Here is a 25,486-nt window from a genome sequence, read left to right as displayed (position 1 = left end):
GTGGGTGTTCCTTAGATGTTGAAAGCGGGTTCGATCACTTTGGAGAAAAAGCTCCGGGTGCGTTCCTCGCGCGGGTTGGTGAAAATCTCCTGGGGTGTGCCCTGCTCGACGATCTGGCCCTGGTCCATGAACACGACCGTGTCGGCGACGTCGCGGGCGAAGCCCATCTCATGCGTGACGATGATCAGCGTGGTGCCGGACTTGGCGAGCCCGCGGATGACGTCCAGGACCTCGTTGACCAGTTCCGGGTCCAGGGCCGAGGTGGGCTCGTCGAAGAGCAGGATCTTGGGGTCCAGGGCCAGGGCCCGGGCGATCGCGACGCGCTGCTGCTGGCCGCCGGAAAGCTGGCGCGGGTAGGCGCCGGCGCGGTCCTTCAGGCCCACCCGGTCCAGCAGTTCCAGACCGCGTGCGCGGGCCTCGGCCCGGGAGGACCGGGGTTTCCCGGCCCGCGGCGCGACGACCGGCGCCTCGGTGACGTTTTCCAGCGCGGTCAGGTGCGGGAACAGGTTGAAGTTCTGGAACACCATGCCGATCTCGGTGCGCTGCTTCAGGATTTCCTTTTCGGGCAGCTCGTGGAGCCGGCGCCCCCGGACCTCGTAGCCCACCAGCGTGCCGTCGATCGCGATGAACCCGGCGTCGACCTTTTCCAGGTGGTTGATGGTGCGCAGGAGGGTGGATTTGCCGGACCCGGACGGGCCGACGATCACGGCGACGCCGCCGGGCTCGACCGTCAGCGTGATGCCCTTGAGGACTTCCGTGACCCCGAAGGACTTGCGGACCTTGGTGATCTCGACGAGGCCGCGGGTGGTTTCGGCGTCTCTGGCGGCGGGCGCCGTGGGGGTGCTGCTGGCAACGGTGCTCATCGGGTGCCCCTTTCCTGGGTGGTTTTCCCGGTGGCGGGCGCATGCGTGGACAGGAATTTGCGGGCCTTCTGCAGCGGGGTCAGGGGCAGCGTGCGGACGGCGCCCTTGGAGTAGTGCCGCTCGATGTAGTACTGGAAGACGCTCAGCACCGAGGTGATCACGACGTACCAGAGGGTGGCCACGAGCAGCAGCGGCAGGACCTGCTGGGTCCGGTTGTAGATGACCTGGACGGTGTAGAACAGCTCGGAGTAGGCCAGGACGTAGACAATCGAGGTGCCCTTGACCAGGCCGATCACCTCGTTGAAGGCGGTGGGCAGGATGGCCCGCATGGCCTGAGGCAGCACGATCCTGGTGGAGCGCCGCCACGCCGGAATGCCCAGGGCGGTTGCGGCCTCGAGCTGGCCCTGGTCCACGGAGAGGATGCCGCCGCGGATGATCTCGGCGGAGTAGGCGGCCTGGTTCAGGGTCAGGCCCAGGACCGCCGCGGCGAACTGGCTGATCAGGGTGGTGGTCTGCGCCTCGAAGAAGCGCACGTCCGTGAACGGGAGCCCTAAGCTGATCTTCTCGTAGAGGTAGCCCAGGTTGTACCAGAGCAGCATCTGCACCAGCAGCGGCGTGGAGCGGAAGATCCAGGAGAAGGTCCACGAGACCGAGACCAGCAGCGGGGACGCGGAGAGCCGCATCAGGGCCAGGATGAACCCCAGGATGAACCCGAGCGCCCCGGAGATCGCCGTCAGCTTGAGGGTCTCCAGCAGGCCATTCACAATCGACTGCGCGGTGAACCACTGCGCCACCACGCCCCATTCCCAGCGCGGGTTGGTGGCCAGGGACCAGGCAATGCCGGCCACGCCCAGGGCGACGACGGCGGTGCCCACCCAGCGCCACGGGTGGCGCGCCGGGACCAGCCGGTAGTCCTCGTAATCGGTGGCCGCCTTGCGGCCCGCCGAACCGGCCGTTTCGGCCGATGCGGTTTCCGCGCCGGCGGTTCCGCCGTCGACTGCCGGGCCCGCCGGGCCGGCGGTGCCGGCCGGTGCGGTGTCGGGTGCGGATTCGATGCCGGCGGACGCCGGCTCCGGGGCGGACTGCGCCACCGGGGTTGCTGTTGAACTCATGCGCCACCTCGCTTCTTCCAGTTGCTGTGGGGGTACGGTTGGCTGCCAATCTAGGGCCGTGCGAAAACGCCAGGCAAGGCGGCAAGTTGCATACGTTCACGCAGGTTCGCACGGCGTCACGCGACGGTTTCTTGCCTCGATTTACGCCGCGTTACGTGCGGTGAACGGCCGTGACCGGCGCCTCGACCGGCCCCGTTCCGGGTGCCTAGCATGAGGGCTCCGCACCAGAGCCAGGAGACCGTCATGCCAGTGAATGCCCCATCCGTGGTCCTCATCGGCGGCGGCCCGCGCACGGCCGGGTTGCTGGAACGCCTCGCCGCCAACCGGCCGGAACTGTTCGCCGGCACGCTCCAGATCCACGTCGTGGAACCGCACACCCCGGGCGCCGGCAGGATCTGGCGCTACGAACAGCATCCCGGGCTGATGCTCAACTCCGCCGCGGCGGATGTCACGATGTTCACCGACGCCTCCGTCCAGTGCGAGGGACCGGCCGTCGAAGGCCCCGGCCTGGTGGACTGGGCCGCCGGGGTGCTGGACGGCTCCATCGCGGATGTGCCGGAGCTGCCGCAAGAACTTCGGCGCCAGCTGGCTGTCCTCACCGGCTCCACCTTTCCCACCCGGCAGCTGCAGAGCGTCTACCTGGAATGGTTCTTCCGCCGCTCCGCCGCCGCCCTCGGACCGGAGACCACCGTCACGGTGCACCGGGACACGGCGTCCGCCGTCGAACCCGTGCAGGACGAACAGGAACAGGGTGAACCGGAACAGGGCGCGCCGGATAAGGGTCCAGAACGCTACCGCGTCCGGCTGGCTGGCGGCGCGGTGCTGCGCGCCGACGTCGTGATCGCCTCCCTCGGGCATACCGATTCGCTGCCCGGGCCGGAGTCTGCCGCGTGGGCCGGTTTTGCCGCCCGGCACGGCGCGTTCCACGCGGCGCCCAGCTACACCACCGACGTCGACTACTCACCGCTCGCCGCGGGCCAGGACGTGATTGTCTCCGGCATGGGTCTGGCCTTCGTGGACCTGCTGGTCCTGCTCATGGAGGGCCGTGACGGCAGGTTCGAGGAGCTGCCCGACGGCGGCCTGCGCTACCTGCCCTCCGGTGCCGAGCCGCGGCTGTGGGCCGGGTCCCGCCGCGGCGTGCCCTTCCACTCCAAGATCACGTCCACCCTGCGCGGCGACGCAGCGGGCGAGCCGGTGTTCTTCACCGCAGACGTCGTCGCGGCGCTGCTGGACGCGCCCGGCGAGCTGGACTTCCGCGCCCAGCTTTGGCCCCTGATCGCCAAGGATGCCGGCTACGTGTACTACCGCGAACTGTTCACCGGCTACCCGGGGCGGGTCCGGATCGGCTGGCAGGAATTCGCCGAGCGGTTCTCCGCCGCGGAGTGGTACAGCCAGGACCGCCAGCGGCTGGTCACCGAGTCCGTCCCGGACTCAGGGCTCCACCTGGACCTCGAACGGCTGGACCATCCGTTCGCGGGCCGCGTGTTCGCCGGCCACGCGGACGTCCAGGCTGCGGTGGCAGCGTACATTGGCCGCGACCTTGAGCTGCGCACCGGGCCGGACCATTCGGAGACCCTGGCCCTGTTCACCTCCCTGCTCAAGTCCTACATGGACCTGGGCAGGCTGGTGCCGTCCGAGCGGCTGAACGCGCGGTCGCAGCGCGATGTCCAGGGCTGGTGGCACGGCTTCTTTAGCTTCGTCGATTCCGGGCCGCCGCCGCGCAGGCTGCGGGAGATGCTGGCGATCCACCGGGCCGGGCTGCTGCAGTTCATTGGCCCGGGGTTGGAGATCGAGGCCGCGGAGTACTCGGGCCGGTTCGTCGCCCGCTCGGCCCAGGCCGGGATCACCGTGTCAGCTGCGGCCCTGATCGAGGCCCGGCTCCCCGCGCCGTCGGTGGCCCGCTCCGCGAACCCGTTGCTGCGCCAGCTGCACACCTCCGGGCTCGGCACCGAGCAGCAGTTGCTCACCGCGGACGGTACGCATGCGACGGGACGGCTCTTGGTGTCCGCCCACAACGAGCTGATCAGTCCGGTGGGGGAGCGGCGCGAGCGACTGTTCGCCGTCGGGCCCGGTACCTCCGGCTGGGGCGCCGGCGCCTTCGCCCGGCCCGGCACCAACGCCGCGCCGTTCCGCGAAAACGACGCTCTGGCAAGGCGCGTCCTGAACCTCCTGGCCGATTCCAACAGCGGCCAAGCCAACAACGGCCAGGCCAACAACGAGCCAGTCGGCATCGGCCAAGCGAACAACGGCCAGGCGGTGCCGCAGGCGGCCGCCGGCGGAAAGGACCCGTCATGACCCCATCACCACTACACTCCCAGCCCGTGGAAACCCGGCCCGTAGACACCTCCACGCTGACGGTCCTCAGTCTCCCCATGAGCGATCCCAGGGTCCGTCCGCTCCTGGATGAGCTCGCGCTCGAATATGACACCCGCTACGGCTACCTCTTCGGCCGGGGAGCAGCCGCGGAGGAGCTCAACCGCTACCCGGCCCAGGAATTCGCCGCCCCAGGCGGCGCCCTGTTGATTGTGCGCGAGAACGGCGAATCCGTGGCGGGCGGCGCCTTCCGCCGGCACGGCCCGAAGACCGCCGAGTTCAAGCGGATCTGGACGCATTCGGCACACCGCCGCCGCGGACTTGCCCGGTTTGTCCTCGCCGAACTCGAGGCGCTGGCCGCCCGCCGCGGCTACCGGAAGGTCTACCTGACCACCGGCCCCCGCCAGCCGGAGGCGAAACACCTCTATCTGAACACCGGCTTCGAGGCCCAGTTCGATCTCTCCGCGGACCCGGAAACCATCGGACCGCTGGCATTCACCAAGGACCTGCCCGCAGGGTCACGCCGGGGGCCATCCCGGCGATAGAGTGCAGAACAGGCCGGCGCGACTTCCGCGCCGTGCCAGTATCGCCTCAGCCGCCGCGCATTCGCGGCGCCGAAGTACCCGGGAGCAATTCGTGCGGCATGGATCCAAGCCCACCATCCGCGACGTCGCGGAGACGGCCGGGGTGTCCCTGACCACAGTTTCCTACGTGCTCTCCGGCCGTTCCGGCGGCACCACCCGGATCAGCCAGGCCACCCAGGACCGGGTGCACTCCGCGGTCCGCGAACTTGGCTACGTGGCCAACCGTGCCGCCCGGGGAATGCGCCGGGGCCGCACGGAGCTGGTGGCCGTGGCCGTGGCGGACCTCGAACAGCCACGGGACAGGGCCATCGCCACACTGCTGGCCGGGATCCTGCCGGAGCACGGCTATCAGGCGGTCATCCTGCTGGGCGGGAGCTGGCGGCAGTTCATGCTCTCCGGCGGCGCCGACGGCGTGATCCACACCTGCGCGCCGGATGCCGGCGACGATTCCGGGACAGCTGACCATGCCGGGACGATGGCGGAGCTCGCCGGCCGCGGCATGGCCCAGGTGCTCATTACGGACGACGCCGGGGCCGGCAGCCTCGCTGTTCAGGGCGGATACGATGTGGTCCCCGCCGGAACGGACACCCCCGCGGTCCTGGCCGAGCGCGCCATCGCCCTGCTGCTCGCCCGGCTCCGGAGCTAGGTCCCGCCTAGGCGTTCAGCGCGGCGGCCTCCGGTGCTGTGTCCTGCGTTGCGGTTTCCCGGAGAGGGCGCCGGGCCAGCCACGCGGCCACGATCGCGCCGGAGACGTTGTGCCACAGGGAGAAGACGGCAGAGGGCAGCGCGGCCAGCGCGCCGAAGTGCGCCGTAGCGAGGGTGGCGGCCAGGCCGGAATTCTGCATCCCGACTTCAAAGGCCAGGGCCCTGCGCGCCTTGTCATCCAGGCGCCCCAGCCTGCCGGCCAGGTAGCCCAGGCCCAGTCCGAAACCGTTGTGCAGCACCACCGCGAGGAACACGATTCCACCCGCGGCGACGATCTTGCTGGCGCTGCCGGCCACCACGATCGCCACGATCAGGGAAATTACGACGGCGGAGGCCCACGGCAGGGCAGGGAGGACCTTGGCCACGAGCTTGCGGAGGAAGAGGCGGGCCACAAGGCCGGCAATGACGGGCAGGAGGACGGTCTTGACGATGTCCTGGACCATGCCGCCGGCGTCAATGCTCAGGTAGGAGCCGGCCAGGAACAGCACCAGCAGCGGCGTTACGATCGGGGCGATCAGGGTGGACACGGAGGCGACGGCCACGGACAGGGCGACGTCGCCCTTGGCCAGGAACGCCATCACGTTGGAGGCTGTGCCCGACGGCGCGCAGCCCACCAGGATCAGGCCAACCGCAAGCTCCGGCTCGAGGTGCAGGGCGACGGCGATCAGCCAGCCGGCCCCCGGCATGATGACGTAGTGCGCCACGATTCCCAGGGCAACGGCCCAGGGACGCTTGGCTACCGAGGCGAAATCGGGCGGGGTCAGCGTCAGGCCCATGCAGAACATGATGATGCCCAGCAGGAAGGGCACGCTGGGCGCGAGGGGTTTGAACGCCCCGGGGAGCAGGAAGCCGGCGAGGCCGGCCACCACGACGAGGATCGGGAAGACCGTCACCGCGATCCGGGCGATCTTTGCCTCGGCGGCGAGGGCGGGATTGGCCGGGACGTCGGCGGCTGCGCTCGCGTCCCGGGCGTTATTCGGAGTTTTGGTTGCCTCAAGCATCCAAGAATGGTGCCACCGGCGTCCGCGGACTGACCACTTCGTGACCACCCGTGTGACAAATATGTCAGATTTTTGACTCCCGTCCGGACCGGTATTAGGTCACACGTTTGGGTCTTTTTGTTCGCCCTGGTGCCGCCTACCGTGGAACCACGGCGCCGCCCGTCCGGGGTGGCCGGAGCATGGAGGAATATCCAATGACGACGCATGTAGCCGACTGCAGCGTGAGCAATTGCTCGTTCAACGATCACTCCCACTGCAACGCGGCCGCCATTACCGTCGGCGGCGCTGAAGACCATGCCTCCTGCGCGACCTTCATCGACATCGGTGTGCACGGAGGGCTCCCCAAGGTGCTGGCCGACGTCGGCGCCTGCCAGCGGTCCGAATGCACCCACAACGACCATCTGATGTGCAAGGCGTCCGAAGTTCACGTGGGCCCGGGGGTCGACAACGCTGATTGCCTCACCTACGCCCACAAATAAGCCGCACGCGTCCGCGTCCATCGAACAAAGGCCACAGGTCCTTTCGCCCCGGCCGGGGGATGCATAGACTGCCGGCTTAGGGGGAATTATGGAATGGATTGTTCTGGGCATCGGCGCACTGGTCATTATTGTCGTGTCAATCTGGCGCGATATTTCCCGCAGGGCGCTGCGGTCGTCTGCCGGGTCTGACCCAGAGTCAGAGCGGCAGCTTCGCGATTTTCACCGGGGACAGACTCTGGGTCACTCGCATTTCGTGGGCTTGGACAACACGGGCCACCGCCGGTAGCCCTCTTCGACGCCGGACTTTCCCCACCTTTGAAGTCGGCGCCCGGCGTGTCGCGCCGAACCGCCGGTGAGTCGCGGCGTCGCCGTCTCAAAGGTGGGGAAAATCCGCGCAGGCAGGCAGGCAGGCAGGCAGGCAGGCAGGCAGGCAGGCAGGCAGGCAGGCAGGCACGCCGGGCGTCCGCGGACGCAGGCACACGCTAGCCCTGTGTGAGCCGGTACCGCTCGATCTGCTTGAGCCGCCGCAGGAGGCTGTCGCGCCGGGGGTGCGGGACGGCGTCGGCCGGCTCGGCGGTGAGCTCGATGTGTTCGGTGCCGTACTGCCACAGCAGCAGGTCATCGAGCAGCCGGTCCGGGCCGGGGGAGTAGCGGTGGTCCAGGGCCTTGCGGACCTCGGTGATCCGGTTGGCGCTGAGCAGCCCGGCGAGCTGCATGGTCTGATTGAGGCCATGGGCGGCCATAAGCTCCGCGGCCCAGCCCCAGTCGTCGTCGACCTTCCGGTCCACGTGCGGCAGCAGGGTCCGCCACACGTCGCGGATCCGGTTGGGCGTCAGTTGCGCGCCACCCTCGCCGTCCACATCCCAGTAACTGCGGACCTCCTCGTAGCGCTCATGCAGGTCCGAGAACGCGCTCTCCACGGTCTCCAACATGGCGGCCGTGGCGGTGAACTGGCGGTCGAAGTGCGGGGTCCAGGCCCGCGGGTCCTCGGCCTTGAAACGGATGTCGTGCTCGATCTCGCTCCAGGCGTGCGCGAACACTGTGCGGATCTGGCACTCGAAGAAGTAGCTGCCATTCGGCGGCACGTCCGGGTTGAAGGCCAGTTGGTAGTCCTTGACGGCCTCGTTCTGGATGGTCCGCAGGATCAGGTGCCGGCTGGAGTAGCCGTACGTGCCGGACTCGATCGAGCCGATGTCCTTTTCGCGGTCCCCCCGGCAGTCAAAGAGCTGGCGCTGGCGCTTGATCAGATTGGCCACCACCGCGTTTTCCGCCGGCAGCTTGGTGATCACGCGGATGCCCACCATGTCGTTCAGGGTCCGGAACGGGTCCGGAAACTTGAGCACAGGCGGCCCGCCTGGCTCCAGCGGTTCTTCCGTGCGGGAAATCTTTTCGCGGAAGGATTCAACGGTCTTGGTGCGGCCGGTGACGAACAACGGCGTGACCTCGGTGCCCTTGAGCATGGTCCGCAGCGTGAGCAGGACCTCCCGTGTGACCAGCTTCAGGGCAGGCCGGAGCCGCTCGTACAGTTCCACGTTCTCCTGCACGGAATCGCGCAGGCTCAGGTCCAAACGGTCCCAGTTGCTCGCCATGGATCCAGCTTACGGCGCACCGCCGACACCGGCCCGCAGGCTCTCCCGGCCGCAGCAATCGGGACGTGTGCAAGTGCGGCATGCAGGGGCCCGGCCTGCGCGGGGCCGCTTGGCGCCCAAGGTAGGCTCAGCACATGGCTGATATGCGGCGGCGGGCTATGATCGCTGGCGCAGCGGCGGTGACTCTGGGGGCAGTTTCCGCCGCCTGTTCACCGGGCCCCAAGGAGGACGCTGTGAAGAGGCACAAGTACCAATATGGCGAGGACCCCAGCCAGTGGGGTGAGCTCTTCCTTCCGGAGATGGCCGCGCCCAAGGGTGTGGTGGTGGTGATCCATGGCGGGTACTGGCGTTCGCAGTATGGCGCGGAACTTGGGGAGCCCCTTGCCAAGGACCTCGCCGCGCACGGCATGGCAGCCTGGAATCTGGAGTACCGGCGCGCCGGCAACGGCGGAGGATGGCCCAACACGTTTGCCGACGTCCTGGCCGGAATCGACAAGCTCGGTGAGCTCGCAGACGAGCACGGTCTCGGACTGGACAGGGTGGTGGCCCTGGGCCACTCGGCCGGCGGCCACCTCGCCGTCTGGGCGGCAGGACGCAGCCGGCTCGCCGGGCTCGGAGCCCCGGACGCCGACCGCCAGCTGACGCGCCGTGGCGACGACGACGGCGCGGTGCAGATTACCGGCGTCGTCAGTCAGTCGGGGGTGCTCAACCTCGCGGCCGCCGAGCGGCTCAACCTCAGCAACGGCGCCGTCAGCAACTTCCTGGGCGGCTCGTCGGAGAAATATCCCAAACGGCATAAATATGCGGACCCCATGAGCGCCGTACCGCTGGCCGTGCCTGTATATGCCGTCCACGGCACGGAGGACGACACCGTGCCGGTCAGCCAGTCCGAGACCTACGCCGGAGCAGCCAAAGGGGCGGGTGCGCCGGTCCAGTTGCTGAAGGTGCCGGGCGACCACTTTGCGCTCATTGATCCAAAGGCACCCGCCTACCGGAAATGCCGTGAACTCGTGCAGCAGCTGCTGGTCTGAAATCCGGCCGGCCAGGTTGCCGGCCAGTCGCTCCCGAGGCGTCCCGCCGGCCGGTGAAAGCGAATACACTGGACCGCAGGTGCGCCGGGAAGTCTGGTCGGCATGGTTCCGTCGACCCCATTTTGAGGATCCCATGAGCGCCCTGCCCCCTTCGCCAACACCCCCTTCGCCAACGCCCACTCCGCCGACGCCCCCTCGCCTCACCGTTTTCGGTCGGGGCAGCTACGCCGAGGCCCTGCGGATCGGCGAAATCCTCCGCAAGGAAACGGTGGGCGGCGCCCTGCTGGTCGCCGCGGCGGTGGTGGCCCTTATCTGGGCCAACTCCCCGGCCTCGGAGAGTTACTTCGCGCTGCGCGACTTCACCATCGGCTACGCGCCCTGGCATCTGGACCTGAGCCTGGGCGCCTGGTCCGCCGACGGCCTGCTGGCCATCTTCTTCTTCCTGGTCGGGCTGGAACTCAAGCGCGAATTTGTCGCCGGCGACCTGCGCCAGCCGAGCAAATCCGTGGTTCCGGTGGCCGCCGCCGTGGGCGGTGTGGCCGTTCCGGCGCTCATCTACGCGGCCATCAACTTCTCGGGCTCCGACACCCTGCAGGGCTGGGCGATTCCCACCGCAACTGACATCGCCTTCGCAGTCGCGGTGCTGGCAATCATCGGTTCCCACCTTCCCAGTGCGCTGCGCATCTTCCTGCTGACCCTCGCCGTCGTGGACGACCTCCTGGCCATCGCCATTATCGCGATCTTCTACACGAGCGAACTCCACCCCGAACCGCTCCTGCTGGCCCTGCTCCCGCTGGGCCTCTACACGGTCCTGGCGCACAAATACCGCCGGTTCTTCGGCACGCACGCGTGGGCAGCCTGGGTGATCCTGCTGCCGCTGGGCGCGGCGACGTGGGCGCTCGTGCACGCGTCGGGCATCCACGCCACCGTGGCCGGGGTCCTGCTCGGATTTGCCGTTCCCGTCAAACGTTCCCGGGCCAGCGGGGGGCCTGAGGCCGGCCCGGGCCTCGCGGAGCTCTTCGAACACCGGTTCCGCCCGATTTCGGCCGGGATCGCCGTCCCGGTTTTTGCGTTCTTTTCCGCGGGGGTGGTCATTGGTGGCTGGCAGGGCCTCGGTGCCGCCCTGACGGATCCCGTGGCGGTGGGCATCATCGTGGCGCTCGTGGCCGGAAAGCCGGCCGGGATCCTCGGCACCACATGGCTCATCACCAAAGTCACACGGGCCCGGCTGGACAGCTCCTTCAAGTGGATCGACGTCTTCGGCCTCTCGATCCTGGCCGGCATTGGTTTCACGGTGTCGCTGCTGCTGGCCGAGTTGAGCTTCGGTCAGGGCACCGCGCACGAAGACCACGCGAAGGTGGGGATCCTCGCGGCCTCCCTGCTCGCCGCGCTCCTCGCCACCGGGGTGCTCCGGGCCCGCAACCAGCAGTACCGGCGGGCGGAGGAAGAGGAAAAGGTCGACTCGGACCACGACGGCATCCCGGACGTCTACCAGCAGGACCGTCCAGCAGGCTGAGTCGAGCCCTGCGGGCTGGGTGGACAGGCGAGGTGGACGGGCTAGATTTGGAGATGCGGCAGGAGATGCCGTCTGGAGCGTCGATGGTACCCCAAGGGGTATCGTTGTCTAGCTGGAATACGCGCGCCGGGCCGTCCGGTGCCCGCGAAAGGAACAGGCATGAAGAGCATTTCCGTCAAGGACCTGGTCGCCCTGGGCGACGCTACCGAAATCGTCGATGTCCGCGAGGAAGACGAGTACGCCGCTGTCCGCGTTCCTGGCGCCAGGAGCATCCCGCTCTCACGGTTTGTCCAGTCCCTCGACGAGGTTCCGGCCAGCGGAACCGTCTACGTCATGTGCGCCGCCGGAGGCCGCAGCGCCCAGGCCACCACCTTCCTGGAGGACCAGGGATACGACGCCGTCAACGTCACCGGCGGGATCATGCAGTGGCAGGACGAGGGACACCCCGTCAACCGGGGCTGACCTTAAGCTGATCTTAAAGGGGCTGTCCTTAACGGAGGGACCATGGAAGTCATCGTCATCGAGACCCCGCAGCTCGGGGACCGCAGCTACCTGGTCCACGACGGCTCCGTGGCGCTGGCGATCGACCCGCAGCGTGACACCGACCGCATCGAGGCGGCCGCCCGCGACGCCGGAGTGGCCATCACGCACGTGGCCGAGACCCACTTGCACAATGACTACATCACCGGCGGGCTGATCCTGGCCGGCGCCCACGGCGCCAGCTACCTCGTGAACGCCGCCGATCCTGTGGCGTTTGAGCGCACGCCCGTCACGGACGGCCAAACGGTCCGGGTGGGCTCGCTGACGGTCAAGGCGGTCGCCACGCCGGGCCACACGCACACCCACATGTCGTTCATCGTGGACGACGGCGAGAAGCAGGCCGTCTTCTCCGGCGGCAGCCTGCTGTACGGCTCGGTGGGCCGCACCGACCTTGTTGCCGAGGCGGACACGATCGGCTTGACCCATGACCAGTACGCCTCGGTCCGGCGGCTCGCCGCCGAGGCCGGCCATGACGCGGCGCTGTTCCCGACCCACGGATTCGGTTCCTTCTGCTCCTCCGGACCCGCCAGCGGCGCCCGGTCCTCCACCATCGGCGAACAGCTCGCCGCCAACCATGCCCTGACGGACCCTGACGAGGACCACTTCGTCCGCCAGCTCATCGCCAACCTCACGGACTACCCGTCGTACTACGCCCACATGAGTCCGGCCAACCTGAGGGGCCCGGGCCCTGCGGAGCTGGCCGTTCCCGAGTCACTCGATGCCGCCGAGCTCACCCGGCGATTGGACGACGGCGAGTGGGTGGTGGACCTGCGGCGGCGCGTGGCGTTCGCCAACAGCCACCTCAAGGGCAGCGTCAGTTTTGAGTATGGCTCCGGCTCCAGTTTCACCACGTATCTCGGCTGGGTGCTGCCCTGGGGTGAACCGCTGACCCTGGTGGGCTCGCGGGAAGATATCGAGAGCGCCATCCGCGACCTCTCCCGGATCGGCATCGAATCCCCGGACGCCGCCGTCGGAACCGAGCCGGAGGCCCTGGCACCGCGGGCCGGCCTCGCCTCCTACCCGCGCGTGGGCTGGGACGGCGTGCTCGCCGGGCGGGCGCCGAAGGACACCGTCCTGGACGTGCGCCGGGCCGACGAATTCGCCGCCGCCCGGGTGCTGGGCGCGGTCAACGTGCCGCTGCACGAGCTGTTGCTGCGCCTCGGGGATGTCCCTGCCGGGAAGCTCTGGGTGCACTGCGGTTCCGGGTACCGTGCCGGGGTCGCCGCCAGCCTCCTCCAGCGGGCAGGCCGGGAGGTGGTCCACATCGACGCCAGGTTCTCCGACGCCGCGCCCGCCGGGGTCGCCTTGGACACCACAGCAGCCTGAGCGGGCAGCGAGCGGATGCGGGCGGTGCGCTCAACACACGGCGCCGGAGCGGATTCTCTGGCAGAGTATGGTCATGCTCACAGTTATTGGCGAGGGGCTGGTTGATGTAGTCCAGCGGTCCTCCGGCGTCCAGGCCCATGTCGGCGGAAGCCCCCTCAACGTGGCGGTGGGGCTGGCGCGGCTGGACCATCCCGTCCAGTTCATTGGCCGCTACGGCCGCGATGCCTATGGCGAGGCCCTGGCCGCACACCTGAAGTCGAGTTCCGTGCTCCTCCCGCTGGGACCCGACGAGCTGCCCACCAGCGTGGCGGCCGCCCTGATCGACGACGCCGGCGCCGCCACCTACACCTTCGACCTCGCCTGGGAGCTTCCCGGCGTCGGGGCGCGCCTGCCGTTCCTGCTTCAGGGAACCACGCTGCTGCACACCGGATCCATTGCCACCATGCTGGCGCCCGGCGCCGCCGACGTGCTGGCCGCCGTCGAGCGCGCCCACCCGTCCGCCACCATCAGCTTCGACCCCAATTGCCGCCCGAGCATCATCCCGGACGTGGACTACGCCCGGGGGCAGGCCGAAAAGTTCGTCACTCTCGCAGACGTCGTGAAAGCCTCCGACGAGGACCTCGAATGGCTCTATCCCGGTGAAGACCCGCTGGATTCGGCCCGCCGCTGGCTGGCGCTGGGCGGCTCCGAAGGGCCCGCCATGGTGGTGGTGACCCGCGGCGGCACGGGCCCCTGGGGCATCAACGCCGCAGGTGAGGCGCAGTTCCCCGCCCCCGAGATCAGCGTCGCGGACACCGTCGGGGCGGGGGATTCGTTCATGGCCGCGCTCCTGTCCGGCGTGGTGGACCTGGGCCTGGACGGGGCACAAAACCGCGAGGCCCTGCGCGAACTCTCCGCCGAAAATCTCCGCGATCTCCTCGCCCATGCCTCCCGGGCAGCGGCGGTCACCGTGTCCCGCGCCGGCGCCAACCCGCCCACGCGCGCGGAGTTGGCACGGATGGAAACGGGGGCCCAGCCCCTGCAGTGAGTGAAAGGCAGCCATGACACGCCATGATTTTCCGGTGTTTCCTGTCCGCAGTGAATCCTTCGCGGAGGGCCAGACGCTCCCGCCTGCCCAGCGCAGCGGGAAGATGCGCGCCGGCGGCCAGGACGAATCCCCGCAGCTGAGCTGGAGCGGCGCCCCGGCCGGCACGAAGGGCTATGCGGTCACCATGTTCGACCCCGACGCCCCGGGGCGTGGCGGCTTCTGGCACTGGGCCGTGGTGGACGTCCCCGCCGGCGTGACGTCGCTGCCGGCAGGGGCGGGTGCCGAGGGCGGCAGGCTCCTTCCCCCGGGTGCCATCCAGTTAAGGAACGACGGCGGGTTCCACGGCTACCTGGGCGCCGCGCCGCCTCCCGGGCACGGGCCGCACCGCTACGTCATCACCGTCCACGCGCTCGACATCGCGCCGTCTGGGCTGGATGAGCACACCGCTCCGGGCAGCTTGGAAGTGAAGCTGTCACGGCACACCCTTGGCCGTGGCACGCTCACCGGCATCCTCGAACGCCACTGAGCCCGCCGCCGCCGAGCCGCTCGCCGTCGTCGAGTTCGCCGGAAACTCTCCAGATCGCGGGAATTGTCCGGCGAAGCCGACGCGGTCCGGCGATCTCGGCGCATACGGCCGCGGGGGCCGGCCGTCCCGGCCCACGTAGACTGGCACTATGCGGCTGGTAGCAAGTGACATCGACGGAACGATCCTCGGCCATGACGGCAAAATCAGCGACCGGACCGTCCGCGCGTTCCACGCCTGCCGCGACGCCGGGCTGGAACTGGTGTTCGTCACGGGACGGCCGCCGCGCTGGCTCCATCCCCTGCAGGACCAGTTGGGGCACACCGGAACGGTCATCTGCTCTAACGGCGCCGTCGTGTGGGACCTTGAGGCGGACCGCATGCTCTCGGCGCGGACACTGGACCTCGACGCCATGTTCGAGGTCCGCCGCATCATCAAGCGGTTGCGTCCGTCCGCGCTGTTTGCCGCCGAAACCCTCACCGGCTTCCACCTGGAACCGGGCTTTATCGAAAACGGCTCGAGCAAACTGCTCGCGGAATTCACCCCGGCCCCGCTGCACACGACCCTCACGGCGGGGGACTCCGTTGCGAAGTTCCTGGCCATTGTCCGGGAGGGCACTGCCGACGAGTTCCTGGCCGAGGTGACGCCCGCCGTCGCCCATCTGGCCGCGGCGACGCACTCGGCACCGAACATGGCCCTGCTGGAGCTGTCGCTGCCCGGCGTGAACAAGGCCGTGACCCTGGCGGAATATGCGGCGTCCCTCGGCATCGGCGCCGCGGACGTGGTGGCTTTTGGGGACATGCCCAACGACATCGAAATGCTGCGCTGGGCCGGACACGGCTACGCGATGGCCAGCGGCCACCCGGAAGCGATCCGGGCCGCGGGCCAGCAGGCCCCGCACTTCGACGACGACGGCGTCGCCCAGATCCTCGAGGCCAAGCTCGCCGAACTCGGCCTCCGGCTGCCCTAAGCCACCCGGCGGCCCGGCTCCCCTAAAGCCACCGCCGCGCCGGTCCACGCACCACCCGCGTCCCGCCGGCCTGCTCCGCACACCGGGCCAGATCCGCGCGGACACCGGATTCCCAGCCGACGGTCAACTGGCGTTCACCTTGGCCTCCTAGGCTGGAAGCTCGCGACGGATCGCTAGACCGATAGTGGGGACATCATGGCCAAGTACCGCATCAACAACACGGACGACCAACCCCTGCACCCGGCGGAGCCGGACCGGCATTGGAGGCAGCTGCGCCAGGGCGACCGCGTCAGCGTCCGGCTGGGCCCGGGCTTCGAGACCGGCGGCCTCGTGCACGCCGTCACGGCGGACCACAGCGTTGTCTGGGTGGACCTCGACGGCGGCCGCGGCCGCACGCTGCTGCACTGCAGCGACGACGTGGAAATCCGCCAGCACGACTCCTGACACCACGTCCCGCCAAGCACAGCCAAAGACCGGTCCCACCAAGACCCGGTCCTGCTCAGCCCCGTCCGCGGCCCCGGTGCCGGCAATCGAGGCTCGGGTACGCTTCAGGAGTGACTGACCCGCACCCCTACTTTGCCCCTCGCGGCAACCGCGACGACGGCCCGGAGGACGGCGCTCCGGAGGACGCCCCTGCCCGGGCCCGCGCCGGCGTCCGGGCGCCCTTGGCGATGGCCCATCGGGGCTTCTCGCTGGATGGGCTGGAGAACTCGATGGCCGCGTTCCGCGCCGCCGTCGACCTCGGGTTCCGGCATCTGGAGACGGACGTGCACACCACCGCCGACGGCGTGTTGGTGCTCTTCCACGACAAAACCCTGGACCGAATCACGGAGGTCCGGGGCCGGATCGCGGACCTTCCGGCCGCGACCGTGGACCTGGCCAGGATCGGCGGAACCGAACCGATCCCGCGGTTCGAGGAGCTGATCGTGGCCTTCCCGGACATCCGGCTCAATATCGACGTCAAGGACTGGAATTCGGTGGGCACCCTGGCCTCGGCGATCGAACGCCACGGACTGCACGACCGAGTGCTGGTGGCCAGTTTCTCGGACCGGCGGCGCCGCGCGGTGCTGAAGCAGCTGAGCCGTCCCGCCGCGAGTTCGGCCGGCATCGTGTCCAATGCCGTGTTCGTCCTGCTGGGACCCGTGCTGCCGGCGCGGCTGATGTCCCTCGTGGCCCGCCGGGCACTGCGCGGAGTCCACGCCCTGCAGGTCCCCGTTCGCTACGGCGCCGTGCCCGTGGTGACGCCCGGCTTCATCCGCCGGGCACACCGGCACGGCCTGCAGGTTCATGTGTGGACAGTCAATGAGCCCGCCGAAATGCACCGGCTGCTGGACCTTGGCGTCGACGGGATTGTCACGGACCGCGCGGACCTGCTCAAGGCGGTCCTCCAGGAGCGCGGGACCTGGGTCTGACGGGGAGCGCCCCCGGCGCTTAGGCGGAAAGTTCCATCATGAGGGGCGGCAGTTCCTCGTTGAGCTCCCGGGCGAGATAACCCAAGCCGCCCAGCCGGCTGGCAAGACGGTCTCCGGCCGCAGCATGCAGGTGCGTTCCCCAGCAGGCGGCCTGCGCGTCGCCCGCTCCCCTGGCACGGAGGCCGGTGATGGCGCCGGAGAGGACATCTCCGCTGCCCGAAGTGCCCAGTCCGCTGTGCCCGGTGGTGATCTCCCAGAGGTCGGACCCGGACGCGGCAGACTTGCCGCTGCTGCGGGGTTGTGCGATCACCCCCTGGCAGGTGACCACCGCCTGGTATTTGTCGGCCACCTCAGGAAGCTGGCGGCGCAGGTCCTCGACGTCCCGGCCGAGGAGGATGCCGGCCTCCGTGATGTTCGGGGTCAGGATCAGCCGGCCGGCCCACGGAGCCAGTTCGTCTTCGAGCTCCGGCAGGCTGGCCAGGGCAAAGGCATCCAGGACAAAGCAGGGCTGAGTGCCCGGGGTGGCTTTGAGGAGTTCGCGCAGCAGCGCCGTGGTCTGGTCCTGGTCGTCCAGGCCGGGCCCCACCAGGACGGCGTCTGCGGCTTCCAGCTCGGCGGCCAGGGACCCGGCGGCGGAACCGACCACGGTCCCGGCCGTAGTTTCCGGCAGTCCAAGGACGCCGGCTTCGGGCAGGACGACGGCGAGCGGTACCGCCACGGAGTCCGCCACGGCCAGGGTCAGCCGGCCCGCACCCGCGCGGAGGGCAGCGACGCCGGCGAGCAACGCCGCTCCGGGGGTCTTGCGCGCACCGCCGATGACCAGCACGGAGCCGCGGTCATCCTTCCCGGAGCCGCCGTCAGGAAGCGGCCAGGCGCGCAGCAAGGTCGGGGTGACGGCCTCCGCCTGAGGGGGTTTGACCTGCCGGGACTTAGCGGGGGTGGACATCGGCGTCCCCCGAGTGCTGCGTTACCGGGACACCTTCGCTCATGAGGTGGTCGGCCATATTGAAAGTCTCCAGTAACCATTCCCCCCTGCCGTCGGGCCGGACGAAGCGGCTGACGGAGGCATTGAGGATGGTGGACGTGGCAGCAATGTCCAGCAGCTGCTGCTCCGAGAGCCCCTCCAGGATGTAGCGGATGAGCAGGATCAGGGCGTCGTGGCAGACCAGCAGGACGCCCTCGCCGGGATGCTTGTTGTCGAGGTCGGCGAGCAGCGAGCGAAGCCGCAGCACCACGTCCGCCCAGGACTCGCCGCCCGGGGGCCGGTAGTAGAACTTGCCGAGCCACCGCCGCCGGCCGGCCTCCTCGGGGAGGCGGGCTTCCACCCCGGCTGAGGTGAGCATGTCCAGGATGCCGAGCTCGCGGTCACGAAGCCGCTCGTCGACCAGGATTGCCGTTTGCCAGCCCCCGGTCTGGACGGCGAGTTCCGCCGTCTGCCGTGCGCGCAGGTAGGGCGAGCACCAGACTGGAGTGCGCCGGCCGTTCGGGTACCCCGCGAGGAGCCTGCCCAAGGCCAGCGACTGCTCCCGTCCGGTGTCCGACAACCCGACATCCGCATCCCGGGCCGGAACATCGATGACATGCGCGCCGGCCTGTTGAGCAAGCGTGGCCGCAACGTTGCCCTGGCTTTCACCGTGACGTACCAGCAGCAGCTCCGTCACGCCCGGAACGCTGGTGCCGTGTCCGTAGTGGCTCACATATCCCCCTGTCCGTTGGTTCCCAACGTCATCCTTTGCCGTGCCGGCCCGGGCCGGATTGTGTGTGGCAGCCACGTTACTCCCGATGGCGCAGATCTGTCGCTGCACGCCGCGACGGCCGGGCTGGCAGGATAGAGCCATGCGCATCCTCATCGCCCCGGACAAGTTCAAGGGCTCCCTGACCGCCGTCGAAGCCGCCGCCGCCATTGCCGAAGGCGCCCTGCGCGTCTACCCGGACGCCGACGCCGTCCAGTTTCCGGTGGCCGACGGCGGCGAAGGGACCCTCGAGGCGGCCGTCGCGGCCGGCTACGAGGAACGGCTCAACGCAGTCGTCGGCCCCATCTTGGCCCCGATCGGTGCCGCGTGGGCTATCCGCGCGGACGCTTTCGGCGGGGCCACCGCGGTGATTGAAACGGCGCAGGCCTCCGGGCTGGCGCACATGGAGCCCACGCCGGCCAACTCGCTGCGCGCCCACAGTTACGGCTGCGGCCAGCTGATCGCCGCCGCCCTGGACGCCGGTGCCACGGAAATCGTGCTGGGCGTAGGCGGTTCGGCCATGAGCGACGGCGGCAGCGGCGCCCTCCGGGCCCTCGGACTCAAGCCGTTGGACGCCGCCGGGAACGTCGTGCCACTTGGCGGCGGATCGCTCGCCGAGGTCGCGTCCGTGGATATCAGCGGCCTGGATCCGCGGCTGGCCGCGGTGAAGTTCAGGATCGCCGTCGACGTCCAAAATCCGCTGTACGGCAGCGACGGGGCGGCGCACGTGTTCGGTCCGCAAAAAGGTGCCGACGCTGACGCGGTGGAGCTGCTGGACGCCGGCCTGCGCAACTGGGCCTCGGTCCTGCGCGAGTCGACGGGCCGGGACGTCAATGTGCCCGGCGCGGGGGCGGCCGGCGGCTTCCCGGCGTCGTTCCTGGCCTTCAGCACGGCCGCCCTGGAAGGCGGCTTCGAGCTGGTGGCCGGCCTGACCGGGCTTGCCGCGAAACTCGCGGTGGCTGATTTGGTCATTACCGGAGAAGGCTCCATGGACAGCCAATCGCTGACGGGCAAGGCGCCGATCGCCCTCGCCGATGCCGCCCAGTCCCTCGGCATTCCGGTGATCGTGGTGGCCGGCCGGATCCTCGTCACCCCGGAGGACCTCGCCCGGCACGGAGTCGTCGCCGCCGCGCAGCTGCTGGACGTCGCCGGAAGCCCGGAGGACGCCGTCGCCAACGCAGCAAAGTACCTTGCCTGGGTCACCAGCCAGGTCCTCGAAGGGGCCTAGCGCGCCTGCTGGCCGGCTGCCGTGCCGAGCGCCGTGGGGCTAGGCGCCGGTCTCGTAGTGCGGTTCGGCCACGGGTTTGGACTCGGGGGAGCCCTTCTCGCGCAAGTAGACCGAGGCGCCCACCAGGACCGCCACCGCGAGGAACTCGCTTTGCCAGTTCTGGAAGGACTCGAACCAGAAGCGGCTCGTCGCCAGATAGCCCAGCACCGTCACGGTGGGCTGTCCGTGCGCCTCCTGGTCACTGTTGTAGTCGTCCGCGCCGCCAACCGCGTGCATGATGAAGGACGCCACGAACAGCAGGAGGAACATGATCGAGAGCGAGTGTTCGTAGAGCTTGAGCACCCAGCCGCCGCGCCGCACGGGCCACGGGGTGGATGACTTGAGCTTGGCCTGCCTGGGGTCCTCGTCCTGCGGGGCGGTGCGGCCCATCGGCTTGGACTCGGAGGACCCCTTCTGGAACAGGAAGACGGTCAAGAGGACATACATGCCCATCTGCAGGAATTCCGATTCCCAGTTCTCGAATGTCGCCTCCACGAACGCCCCGGTGCCGAGGTACTGCAGCACTGTCACGGCCGGTTCACCGTGGGCCGTCTGCTCGTCGCTGTAGCTGCTGGCTCCGCTGAGGATCATGCCGCCGAAAAACACGACGAACAGCCCGATATTGGCCAGCAGCAGTCCGTGCTCCTTGACCCACTTGCCCATGGTTCCTCCTGTGCCTGCGGTGCGCCGATCATGTGAAACGTTGGTCATTGTGACTCCTCTTTGCGGGCCTGCCGACGGATCCGGGCTGGGACAAGAACCAGTAGCAGTACCAGTATGGCCAGCAATCCGACGCCGGCTATCACGCCCGCCGTCCGGCCTACGGTGACGTCGAAGATGAGGGACGTAGTCCCCACGCTCAGGAGCCCGACGCCGGCCAACGAAAACTTGGCGATGGTATCGGCGCTGGCCACGAGCGTGGACTTCAGCCCCTGCCGGAACAGTCGGCGGTGCACGCTCACCGGCAGCAGGATGGTGGCCGTGGTGAGGGCGGCCAAGACGACGTTGGCGAGGTACAGGCGGGTCTGGTAATCATCGAGCGTCTCGAAGCGCGTCTGGAACGGCAGGGTCAGGAGGAAGCCGGCGAGGAGCTGGACCCCGGTCTGGAGAACCCGCAGTTCCTGCAGCAGTTCGGCCCAGTTGCGGTCCATCCGCTCAGCACGCGATTCGTCCCTGCCGTCATCCTTCGGCGTCATTGGGTCTGTCATTGGTGTTCCTCCGCGCCATCCTGAAACCATCGTGAACCTGCCGCAGCGTGTGTGGCCCACCCTCAACCTAGGCTTGAAAGTTGATAAAAGACAAGTCGGTAGTAAGTTTGCTGATCACTTTGCGGTTAGGGTAGAAACTGTTTACTTCACGGCGATGATTTCGGAAGGCCCGGCCAGCGCCGGCCTGAGAGCATCGCTGGAAACCGACGTATTGGTTAGGTGGACTATGAGTGACGCAAGCAGCACGGCAGCCGGCGCCTCCAGCGGCGGCGGCAAGCAGCAAGACCAGCCCAAGCAGCAAGACCAGCCCAAGCAGCAAGACCAGCCGCGCGATCCCCGCGCCGGCTACCACTCGGGCCCGTTCCCGGAACAGGTCCAGAAACAGCCCGGCCTCACCGCGCCCATGGAGCCCAAACCGGACCATGGCGAGGAAAGCTACCGGGGCAGCGGTGCTCTGAGCGGCAAAGCCGCCCTTATCACCGGCGGTGACTCCGGAATCGGCAAGGCGGTGGCGATCGCCTTCGCCCGCGAGGGAGCCGACGTCGCGATCTCCTATCTTCCGGAGGAGGAAGAAGACGCACAGGACACCGCCGAGTGGGTCCGGAAGGCCGGCCGCAAGGCCCTGCTGCTTCCCGGCGACGGCCGCAGTGAGGACTTCGCCGGGCACATCGTCGAGGCGGCCCTGGCCGAATTCGGGGGCCTCGATGTTCTGGTACTGAATGCGGCCTACCAGAAGAACCGGGACAGCCTGGAATCGCTCCCCACCGAAGAGTTCGACCGCGTCTTCAAAACCAATCTGTACTCCCTGCTCTGGACCGCCCGTGCCGCGGTCCCGCATCTGGGAACGGGGGCGTCCATCATCACCACCGCGTCGATCCAGGCCTTCAACCCGTCCCCGGAACTCATCGACTACGCCATGACCAAGGCAGCCCAAGTGGCTTTCACCAAGGCGCTGGCCCAGGAGCTCGGGCCCAAGGGAATCAGGGTCAACGCCGTGGCCCCGGGTCCCATCTGGACGCCGCTGATTCCGGCCACCGAGTGGCCGGAGAAACTGCCGTCCTTCGGCCAGGACACGCCACTGCAACGGGCGGGCCAGCCGGCTGAGCTCGCGGCCGCCTACGTGCTGCTCGCCTCGGACCACGGTTCCTACATTTCCGGAGCGGTGCTTCCGGTCACCGGAGGCAAAGGGCTCTGAGTCCGCTTCGATCCCGTCCAATTCCAGCTAGTCCCATTTCCAGCAACAGGAGAAATGACATGACTGAAAACCAGCAGGATCCCAAGAGCGTCACCGAAGAAGCGGGCGGCTACGGCACCCCGACCGCCGAGCAGGAAATGCCCGGCGGCGACGCGAAGAACGGCGATGCGAAGAACTTCGCTCAGCCGCGCGAGGAGGAGGCCTTCGACGCCGCGGGGCTGAACCAGGACAGCCCCGACGGCGAGACGTATCCGGCCGGTGCGCCGGATCTGAGCCAGTTCGGTGCCGAAGACCAAGACAGTGCAGGAGAGCCCGGAGCAGGACGCTTCGGAGGAACGGAGGAACAAATGAGTTCAGAAAACGCCAGCGCAACCCCCGGCTTCGACCCCGACGCCCAGGAGGATCCCGCGGCCGCCGTGCCCTCCTCGGAGGCGGAGATGGACGAGGCCAACACGGAAAAGCCCGACGCAGGGCGACCTTTCTCCTCCGAGCCCGGACAGGACGCGGCGGGTCTGCCGGACGGCTCCGGGACGGACCTGCCGGAGAGCAAGTCGCCGAAGGACCGCGACGATGACAAGGACGCCTTCGACGCCGGCTAGTCCCGGCGCCGTCGCCCCCGCGCCCGCCGCTGCCCCACGGAGGGCCCTGACAGCCAAAGAGGCCGGACTCCTGCCTGTGGGCGGAGTCCGGCCTCTTCGTCTGCGGTAAGTTGCCCGCTTGCGGTGCTTCTTTAGCGGCGCTTCTTGGGGGCGCGCTTGGTGGCTGCCTTGACCGCGGCCGTCGAGGCCGCGGCCGGCGAGGGATCATCAGTTTCCGGCTCCGTCACCGTGCCGCGCACCTTCGCGATCGCCTTCATGCCGTGGTAGATCACCAGGGCCGCGGCCGAGCCCAGCGCGATCCCGGTGAACTTCAGGTCGCCGATGGTCCAGGTGTAGTCGGCAATCCCGACAATCAGGGCGACGGCGGCCGTGGTCAGGTTGATCGAGTTGGAGAAGTTCACCTTGTTCTGGACCCAGATCTTCACACCCAGCACACCGATCATGCCGTAGAGCATCGTGGCCGCGCCGCCCAGGACGCCGGCGGGGACAGTGGCGATGAGTTCACCAAACTTCGGCGAGAAGCTCAGGATCACGGCGAAGACGCCGGCCACCCAGTACGCCGCCGTCGAGTACACCTTGGTGGCAGCCATGACGCCGATGTTCTCGGCATACGTGGTGGTCCCGGACCCGCCGCCAAGCCCGGCAAGCACGGTGGCGGCGCCGTCGGCCAGGAGCGCCCGGCCGGACACGCCGTCGAGGTTCTGCCCGGTCATGGCCGACACGGACTTCACATGGCCGATGTTCTCTGCCACCAGCACCAGCACCACCGGCACGAAGAGGCCCACGACGCCAAGGTGGAATTCGGGGGTCTGGAAGTGCGGCAGGCCGACCCACGCCGCGCTGTCCATCTTGGAGAAGTCCACCTCTCCCCGGATCATCGCAACAAGGTAGCCCACCAGTACGCCCACCAGAATGCTCAGCCGGCCCAACATGCCGCGGAACAGCACGCTGACCACGATGATGACGGCCAGCGTGATGAAGGCGGTCACCGGGGCCTGGTCGAAGTTGGCCTTCGCCGCGGGCGCCAGGTTCAGCCCGATCAAAGCCACGATCGCACCGGTTACGATCGGCGGCATGACCCGGTTGATCCAGCCGGCTCCGAACTTCTGCACTACGGCGCCAACGACGGCGAGGGTCGCGCCGGCCAGCACCACCCCGCCCAGCGCCCCGGCGATGCCGAACTGTTGCTGGGAAGCCAGGATCGGTGCGATGAACGCGAAACTGGAACCGAGGTAGCTCGGCACGCGTCCCTGGGTGATGACCAGGAACAACAGGGTGCCGATGCCGGAGAAGAACAACGTGGTGGCTGGCGGCATGCCCGTGATGATCGGGACCAGGAAGGTGGCACCGAACATGGCCACGACGTGCTGCATCCCGATCCCTACCGTCAGGGGCCAGGTGAGCCGCTCATCCGGCCTGACGACCTCACCGGGGCGGACGGACTTGCCGGTGCCGTGGAGCTTCCATTTGGTGCCGAGCATGCTCATTGCCGGGAGCCTTTCAGAGAATGTGGGGCGCGGAAGGAATCTTCCCGAGCAACTTTACCGCGCAGGGTTATACCGGCCGTCCCCTCGGGCAGTCCCCTCGCGCAGGCAGGATCGAAACGAGAGATGGTGCGCGCTGGGGGGGGTGTGCGCTGGAGTGGTGTGTGCCGGACGTCACAGAGCGCAGTGGGAAGCAGGCGCGGCTGGTTGAAGTTGCAACTATGGACAGCAGGAGAAGCCGGCCACCCTCAAGTGCGCCGGCACAGCGAAAGGGATGCCCATGACAATCGCCCACGATGAAGCAGTAATCGAGGCAGCTGCCGTCGACGCCATCTTTGCCGAAGCCCGCACCGCCAACGTCTTCACCGGCGCCGTCACTGACGAGCAGGCCCGCGCCATCTACGAACTGACGAAGTTCGGCCCCACAGCATTCAACTCCCAGCCGCTGCGCGTCACCTACGTGCGCTCCGACGAAGCCCGGGCCACGCTCGTGGACGCACTTTCCGCGGGAAACCGCGCGAAGACGGCCTCAGCACCCCTCGTCGCGGTCCTGAGCTACGACACCGCCTGGCAGGAACAGTGGGACACGTTCCTTCCCGGCTACAACGCCCCCAAGGCCATGTATGACGCCGCGCCGGACCTTGCCGCGGCCACGGGCAACAACAACGCCCACCTGCAGGCCGGCTACTTCATCCTCGCGGTCCGCTCCCTGGGCCTCGCGGCCGGCCCCATGACCGGTGCCGACTTCGCCAAGATCAACGCGGCGTTCTTCCCCGACGGGAGCCAGAAGAGCTTCCTCGTGGTCAACATCGGCCAGCCCGGCGAAGACGCATGGGGCGCAGCCAAGCCGAAATTCGCCTACGAGGACGTCGTCCGTACCGTCTAAGGGCATCCGGCCCCGGCATTGTCCTTCCGCGGAGGTGCCTCCGGCACTGTCCTTCCGCGGAGGTGCCTCCGGCACTGTCCTTCCGCGGAGGTGCCTCCGGCACCATGGGGGACAGGCCGGAGG

The 25,486-nt window shown here is 68.7% G+C and carries 26 protein-coding genes; 17 read left to right on the top strand and 9 right to left on the bottom strand.

The window, feature by feature from the left end:
• Positions 1–11: 11 nt before the first annotated feature.
• The gene (locus BLS42_RS16210) at positions 12–863 is read right to left on the bottom strand and encodes an amino acid ABC transporter ATP-binding protein (protein ID WP_090582982.1); all 852 of its coding nucleotides are present in this window, start codon (positions 861–863) and stop codon (positions 12–14) included.
• On the bottom strand, positions 860–1,975 hold the full coding sequence (locus tag BLS42_RS16205) for an amino acid ABC transporter permease (protein WP_090582980.1): 1,116 nt from the start codon (positions 1,973–1,975) through the stop codon (positions 860–862). Before BLS42_RS16205 ends, BLS42_RS16210 begins: the two co-directional genes overlap by 4 nt.
• A gap of 243 nt (positions 1,976–2,218) precedes the next feature.
• On the opposite strand from BLS42_RS16205, the gene BLS42_RS16200 reads away from it, so the two are divergent.
• From BLS42_RS16200 to BLS42_RS16190, 3 genes are all read left to right on the top strand, one after another.
• On the top strand, positions 2,219–4,270 hold the full coding sequence (locus BLS42_RS16200; RefSeq protein ID WP_090582978.1) for an FAD/NAD(P)-binding protein: 2,052 nt from the start codon (positions 2,219–2,221) through the stop codon (positions 4,268–4,270).
• A complete protein-coding gene (locus BLS42_RS16195) occupies positions 4,267–4,833 on the top strand; it encodes a GNAT family N-acetyltransferase (protein ID WP_090582976.1) in 567 nt (188 codons plus the stop codon). Before BLS42_RS16200 ends, BLS42_RS16195 begins: the two co-directional genes overlap by 4 nt.
• A 91-nt stretch (positions 4,834–4,924) precedes the next feature.
• Positions 4,925–5,518 carry a LacI family DNA-binding transcriptional regulator gene (locus BLS42_RS16190; RefSeq protein WP_090582974.1) on the top strand — a complete coding sequence of 198 codons (594 nt, stop codon included), beginning with the start codon at positions 4,925–4,927 and terminating at the stop codon, positions 5,516–5,518.
• A 7-nt stretch (positions 5,519–5,525) separates the two neighbouring features.
• Here the strand turns inward: BLS42_RS16190 and BLS42_RS16185 are convergent, their stop codons facing one another.
• The gene (locus BLS42_RS16185; protein WP_090582972.1) at positions 5,526–6,578 is read right to left on the bottom strand and encodes a bile acid:sodium symporter family protein; all 1,053 of its coding nucleotides are present in this window, start codon (positions 6,576–6,578) and stop codon (positions 5,526–5,528) included.
• Between the two features lie 194 nt (positions 6,579–6,772).
• On the opposite strand from BLS42_RS16185, the gene BLS42_RS16180 reads away from it, so the two are divergent.
• The gene (locus BLS42_RS16180) at positions 6,773–7,057 is read left to right on the top strand and encodes a DUF1540 domain-containing protein (RefSeq protein ID WP_090582970.1); all 285 of its coding nucleotides are present in this window, start codon (positions 6,773–6,775) and stop codon (positions 7,055–7,057) included.
• Between the two features lie 482 nt (positions 7,058–7,539).
• On the opposite strand, the gene BLS42_RS16175 is transcribed toward BLS42_RS16180, so the two are convergent.
• Positions 7,540–8,646 (bottom strand): GTP pyrophosphokinase, encoded by a 1,107-nt coding sequence (locus BLS42_RS16175; RefSeq protein WP_090582967.1) that lies wholly within the window; start codon positions 8,644–8,646, stop codon positions 7,540–7,542.
• 233 nt (positions 8,647–8,879) lie between these two features.
• Here BLS42_RS16175 and BLS42_RS16170 point away from each other — a divergent pair, with 233 nt between their 5' ends.
• The 9 genes from BLS42_RS16170 (at position 8,880) to BLS42_RS16130 (ending at position 16,991) form a co-directional block, all read left to right on the top strand.
• A complete protein-coding gene (locus BLS42_RS16170) occupies positions 8,880–9,677 on the top strand; it encodes an alpha/beta hydrolase (RefSeq protein ID WP_090582965.1) in 798 nt (265 codons plus the stop codon).
• Positions 9,678–9,810: 133 nt separating this feature from the next.
• The gene (gene nhaA, locus BLS42_RS16165; protein WP_090582963.1) at positions 9,811–11,193 is read left to right on the top strand and encodes a Na+/H+ antiporter NhaA; all 1,383 of its coding nucleotides are present in this window, start codon (positions 9,811–9,813) and stop codon (positions 11,191–11,193) included.
• Positions 11,194–11,352: 159 nt separating this feature from the next.
• Positions 11,353–11,655: a rhodanese-like domain-containing protein gene (locus BLS42_RS16160; RefSeq protein ID WP_090582961.1), complete on the top strand. Its 303-nt coding sequence runs from the start codon at positions 11,353–11,355 to the stop codon at positions 11,653–11,655.
• Between the two features lie 42 nt (positions 11,656–11,697).
• Positions 11,698–13,059, top strand: a complete 1,362-nt coding sequence (locus tag BLS42_RS16155) for an MBL fold metallo-hydrolase (RefSeq protein WP_090582959.1) — start codon at positions 11,698–11,700, stop codon at positions 13,057–13,059.
• Positions 13,060–13,132: 73 nt separating this feature from the next.
• Entirely contained in the window at positions 13,133–14,086 is a 954-nt protein-coding gene (locus BLS42_RS16150) for a carbohydrate kinase family protein (RefSeq protein WP_090583118.1), read from the top strand.
• Positions 14,087–14,099: 13 nt separating this feature from the next.
• Positions 14,100–14,612, top strand: a complete 513-nt coding sequence (locus BLS42_RS16145) for a YbhB/YbcL family Raf kinase inhibitor-like protein (RefSeq protein WP_090582957.1) — start codon at positions 14,100–14,102, stop codon at positions 14,610–14,612.
• Between the two features lie 148 nt (positions 14,613–14,760).
• On the top strand, positions 14,761–15,579 hold the full coding sequence (locus BLS42_RS16140; protein WP_090582955.1) for an HAD family hydrolase: 819 nt from the start codon (positions 14,761–14,763) through the stop codon (positions 15,577–15,579).
• Positions 15,580–15,774: 195 nt separating this feature from the next.
• The gene (locus BLS42_RS16135) at positions 15,775–16,023 is read left to right on the top strand and encodes a hypothetical protein (protein WP_090582954.1); all 249 of its coding nucleotides are present in this window, start codon (positions 15,775–15,777) and stop codon (positions 16,021–16,023) included.
• Positions 16,024–16,133: 110 nt separating this feature from the next.
• Complete coding sequence (locus BLS42_RS16130; protein WP_090582952.1) at positions 16,134–16,991, top strand: glycerophosphodiester phosphodiesterase family protein; 858 nt, start codon at positions 16,134–16,136, stop codon at positions 16,989–16,991.
• Between the two features lie 19 nt (positions 16,992–17,010).
• On the opposite strand, the gene BLS42_RS16125 is transcribed toward BLS42_RS16130, so the two are convergent.
• Both BLS42_RS16125 and BLS42_RS16120 read right to left on the bottom strand, forming a co-directional pair.
• Positions 17,011–17,937: an NAD(P)H-hydrate dehydratase gene (locus BLS42_RS16125; RefSeq protein WP_090582950.1), complete on the bottom strand. Its 927-nt coding sequence runs from the start codon at positions 17,935–17,937 to the stop codon at positions 17,011–17,013.
• Entirely contained in the window at positions 17,921–18,688 is a 768-nt protein-coding gene (locus BLS42_RS16120) for a histidine phosphatase family protein (RefSeq protein WP_090582948.1), read from the bottom strand. The genes BLS42_RS16125 and BLS42_RS16120 overlap by 17 nt, the downstream gene beginning before the upstream one ends.
• Before the next feature lie 139 nt (positions 18,689–18,827).
• Between BLS42_RS16120 and BLS42_RS16115 the strand changes: the two genes are divergently transcribed.
• Positions 18,828–19,952 carry a glycerate kinase gene (locus tag BLS42_RS16115; RefSeq protein WP_090582946.1) on the top strand — a complete coding sequence of 375 codons (1,125 nt, stop codon included), beginning with the start codon at positions 18,828–18,830 and terminating at the stop codon, positions 19,950–19,952.
• Positions 19,953–19,991: 39 nt separating this feature from the next.
• Here the strand turns inward: BLS42_RS16115 and BLS42_RS16110 are convergent, their stop codons facing one another.
• The gene (locus tag BLS42_RS16110; RefSeq protein ID WP_371129596.1) at positions 19,992–20,702 is read right to left on the bottom strand and encodes a DUF6766 family protein; all 711 of its coding nucleotides are present in this window, start codon (positions 20,700–20,702) and stop codon (positions 19,992–19,994) included.
• Complete coding sequence (locus BLS42_RS16105) at positions 20,699–21,199, bottom strand: DUF6328 family protein (RefSeq protein WP_090582942.1); 501 nt, start codon at positions 21,197–21,199, stop codon at positions 20,699–20,701. The genes BLS42_RS16110 and BLS42_RS16105 overlap by 4 nt, the downstream gene beginning before the upstream one ends.
• Positions 21,200–21,425: 226 nt before the next feature.
• Between BLS42_RS16105 and BLS42_RS16100 the strand changes: the two genes are divergently transcribed.
• Positions 21,426–22,394, top strand: a complete 969-nt coding sequence (locus BLS42_RS16100; protein WP_256336508.1) for an SDR family oxidoreductase — start codon at positions 21,426–21,428, stop codon at positions 22,392–22,394.
• Between the two features lie 59 nt (positions 22,395–22,453).
• On the top strand, positions 22,454–22,993 hold the full coding sequence (locus BLS42_RS16095; RefSeq protein WP_090582940.1) for a prolipoprotein diacylglyceryl transferase: 540 nt from the start codon (positions 22,454–22,456) through the stop codon (positions 22,991–22,993).
• 131 nt (positions 22,994–23,124) lie between these two features.
• Here BLS42_RS16095 and BLS42_RS16090 read toward each other — a convergent pair whose 3' ends face one another.
• On the bottom strand, positions 23,125–24,480 hold the full coding sequence (locus BLS42_RS16090; RefSeq protein WP_090582938.1) for a uracil-xanthine permease family protein: 1,356 nt from the start codon (positions 24,478–24,480) through the stop codon (positions 23,125–23,127).
• A gap of 277 nt (positions 24,481–24,757) precedes the next feature.
• Between BLS42_RS16090 and BLS42_RS16085 the strand changes: the two genes are divergently transcribed.
• Positions 24,758–25,363, top strand: coding sequence for a malonic semialdehyde reductase (locus tag BLS42_RS16085; protein ID WP_090582936.1), 606 nt, complete (start codon positions 24,758–24,760; stop codon positions 25,361–25,363).
• The last annotated feature ends 123 nt before the right edge of the window (positions 25,364–25,486 follow it).

This window comes from Arthrobacter sp. ov407 (assembly GCF_900102895.1).
Lineage (GTDB): Bacteria > Actinomycetota > Actinomycetes > Actinomycetales > Micrococcaceae > Arthrobacter.
This window is presented reverse-complemented; position numbering and strand designations above follow the sequence as displayed.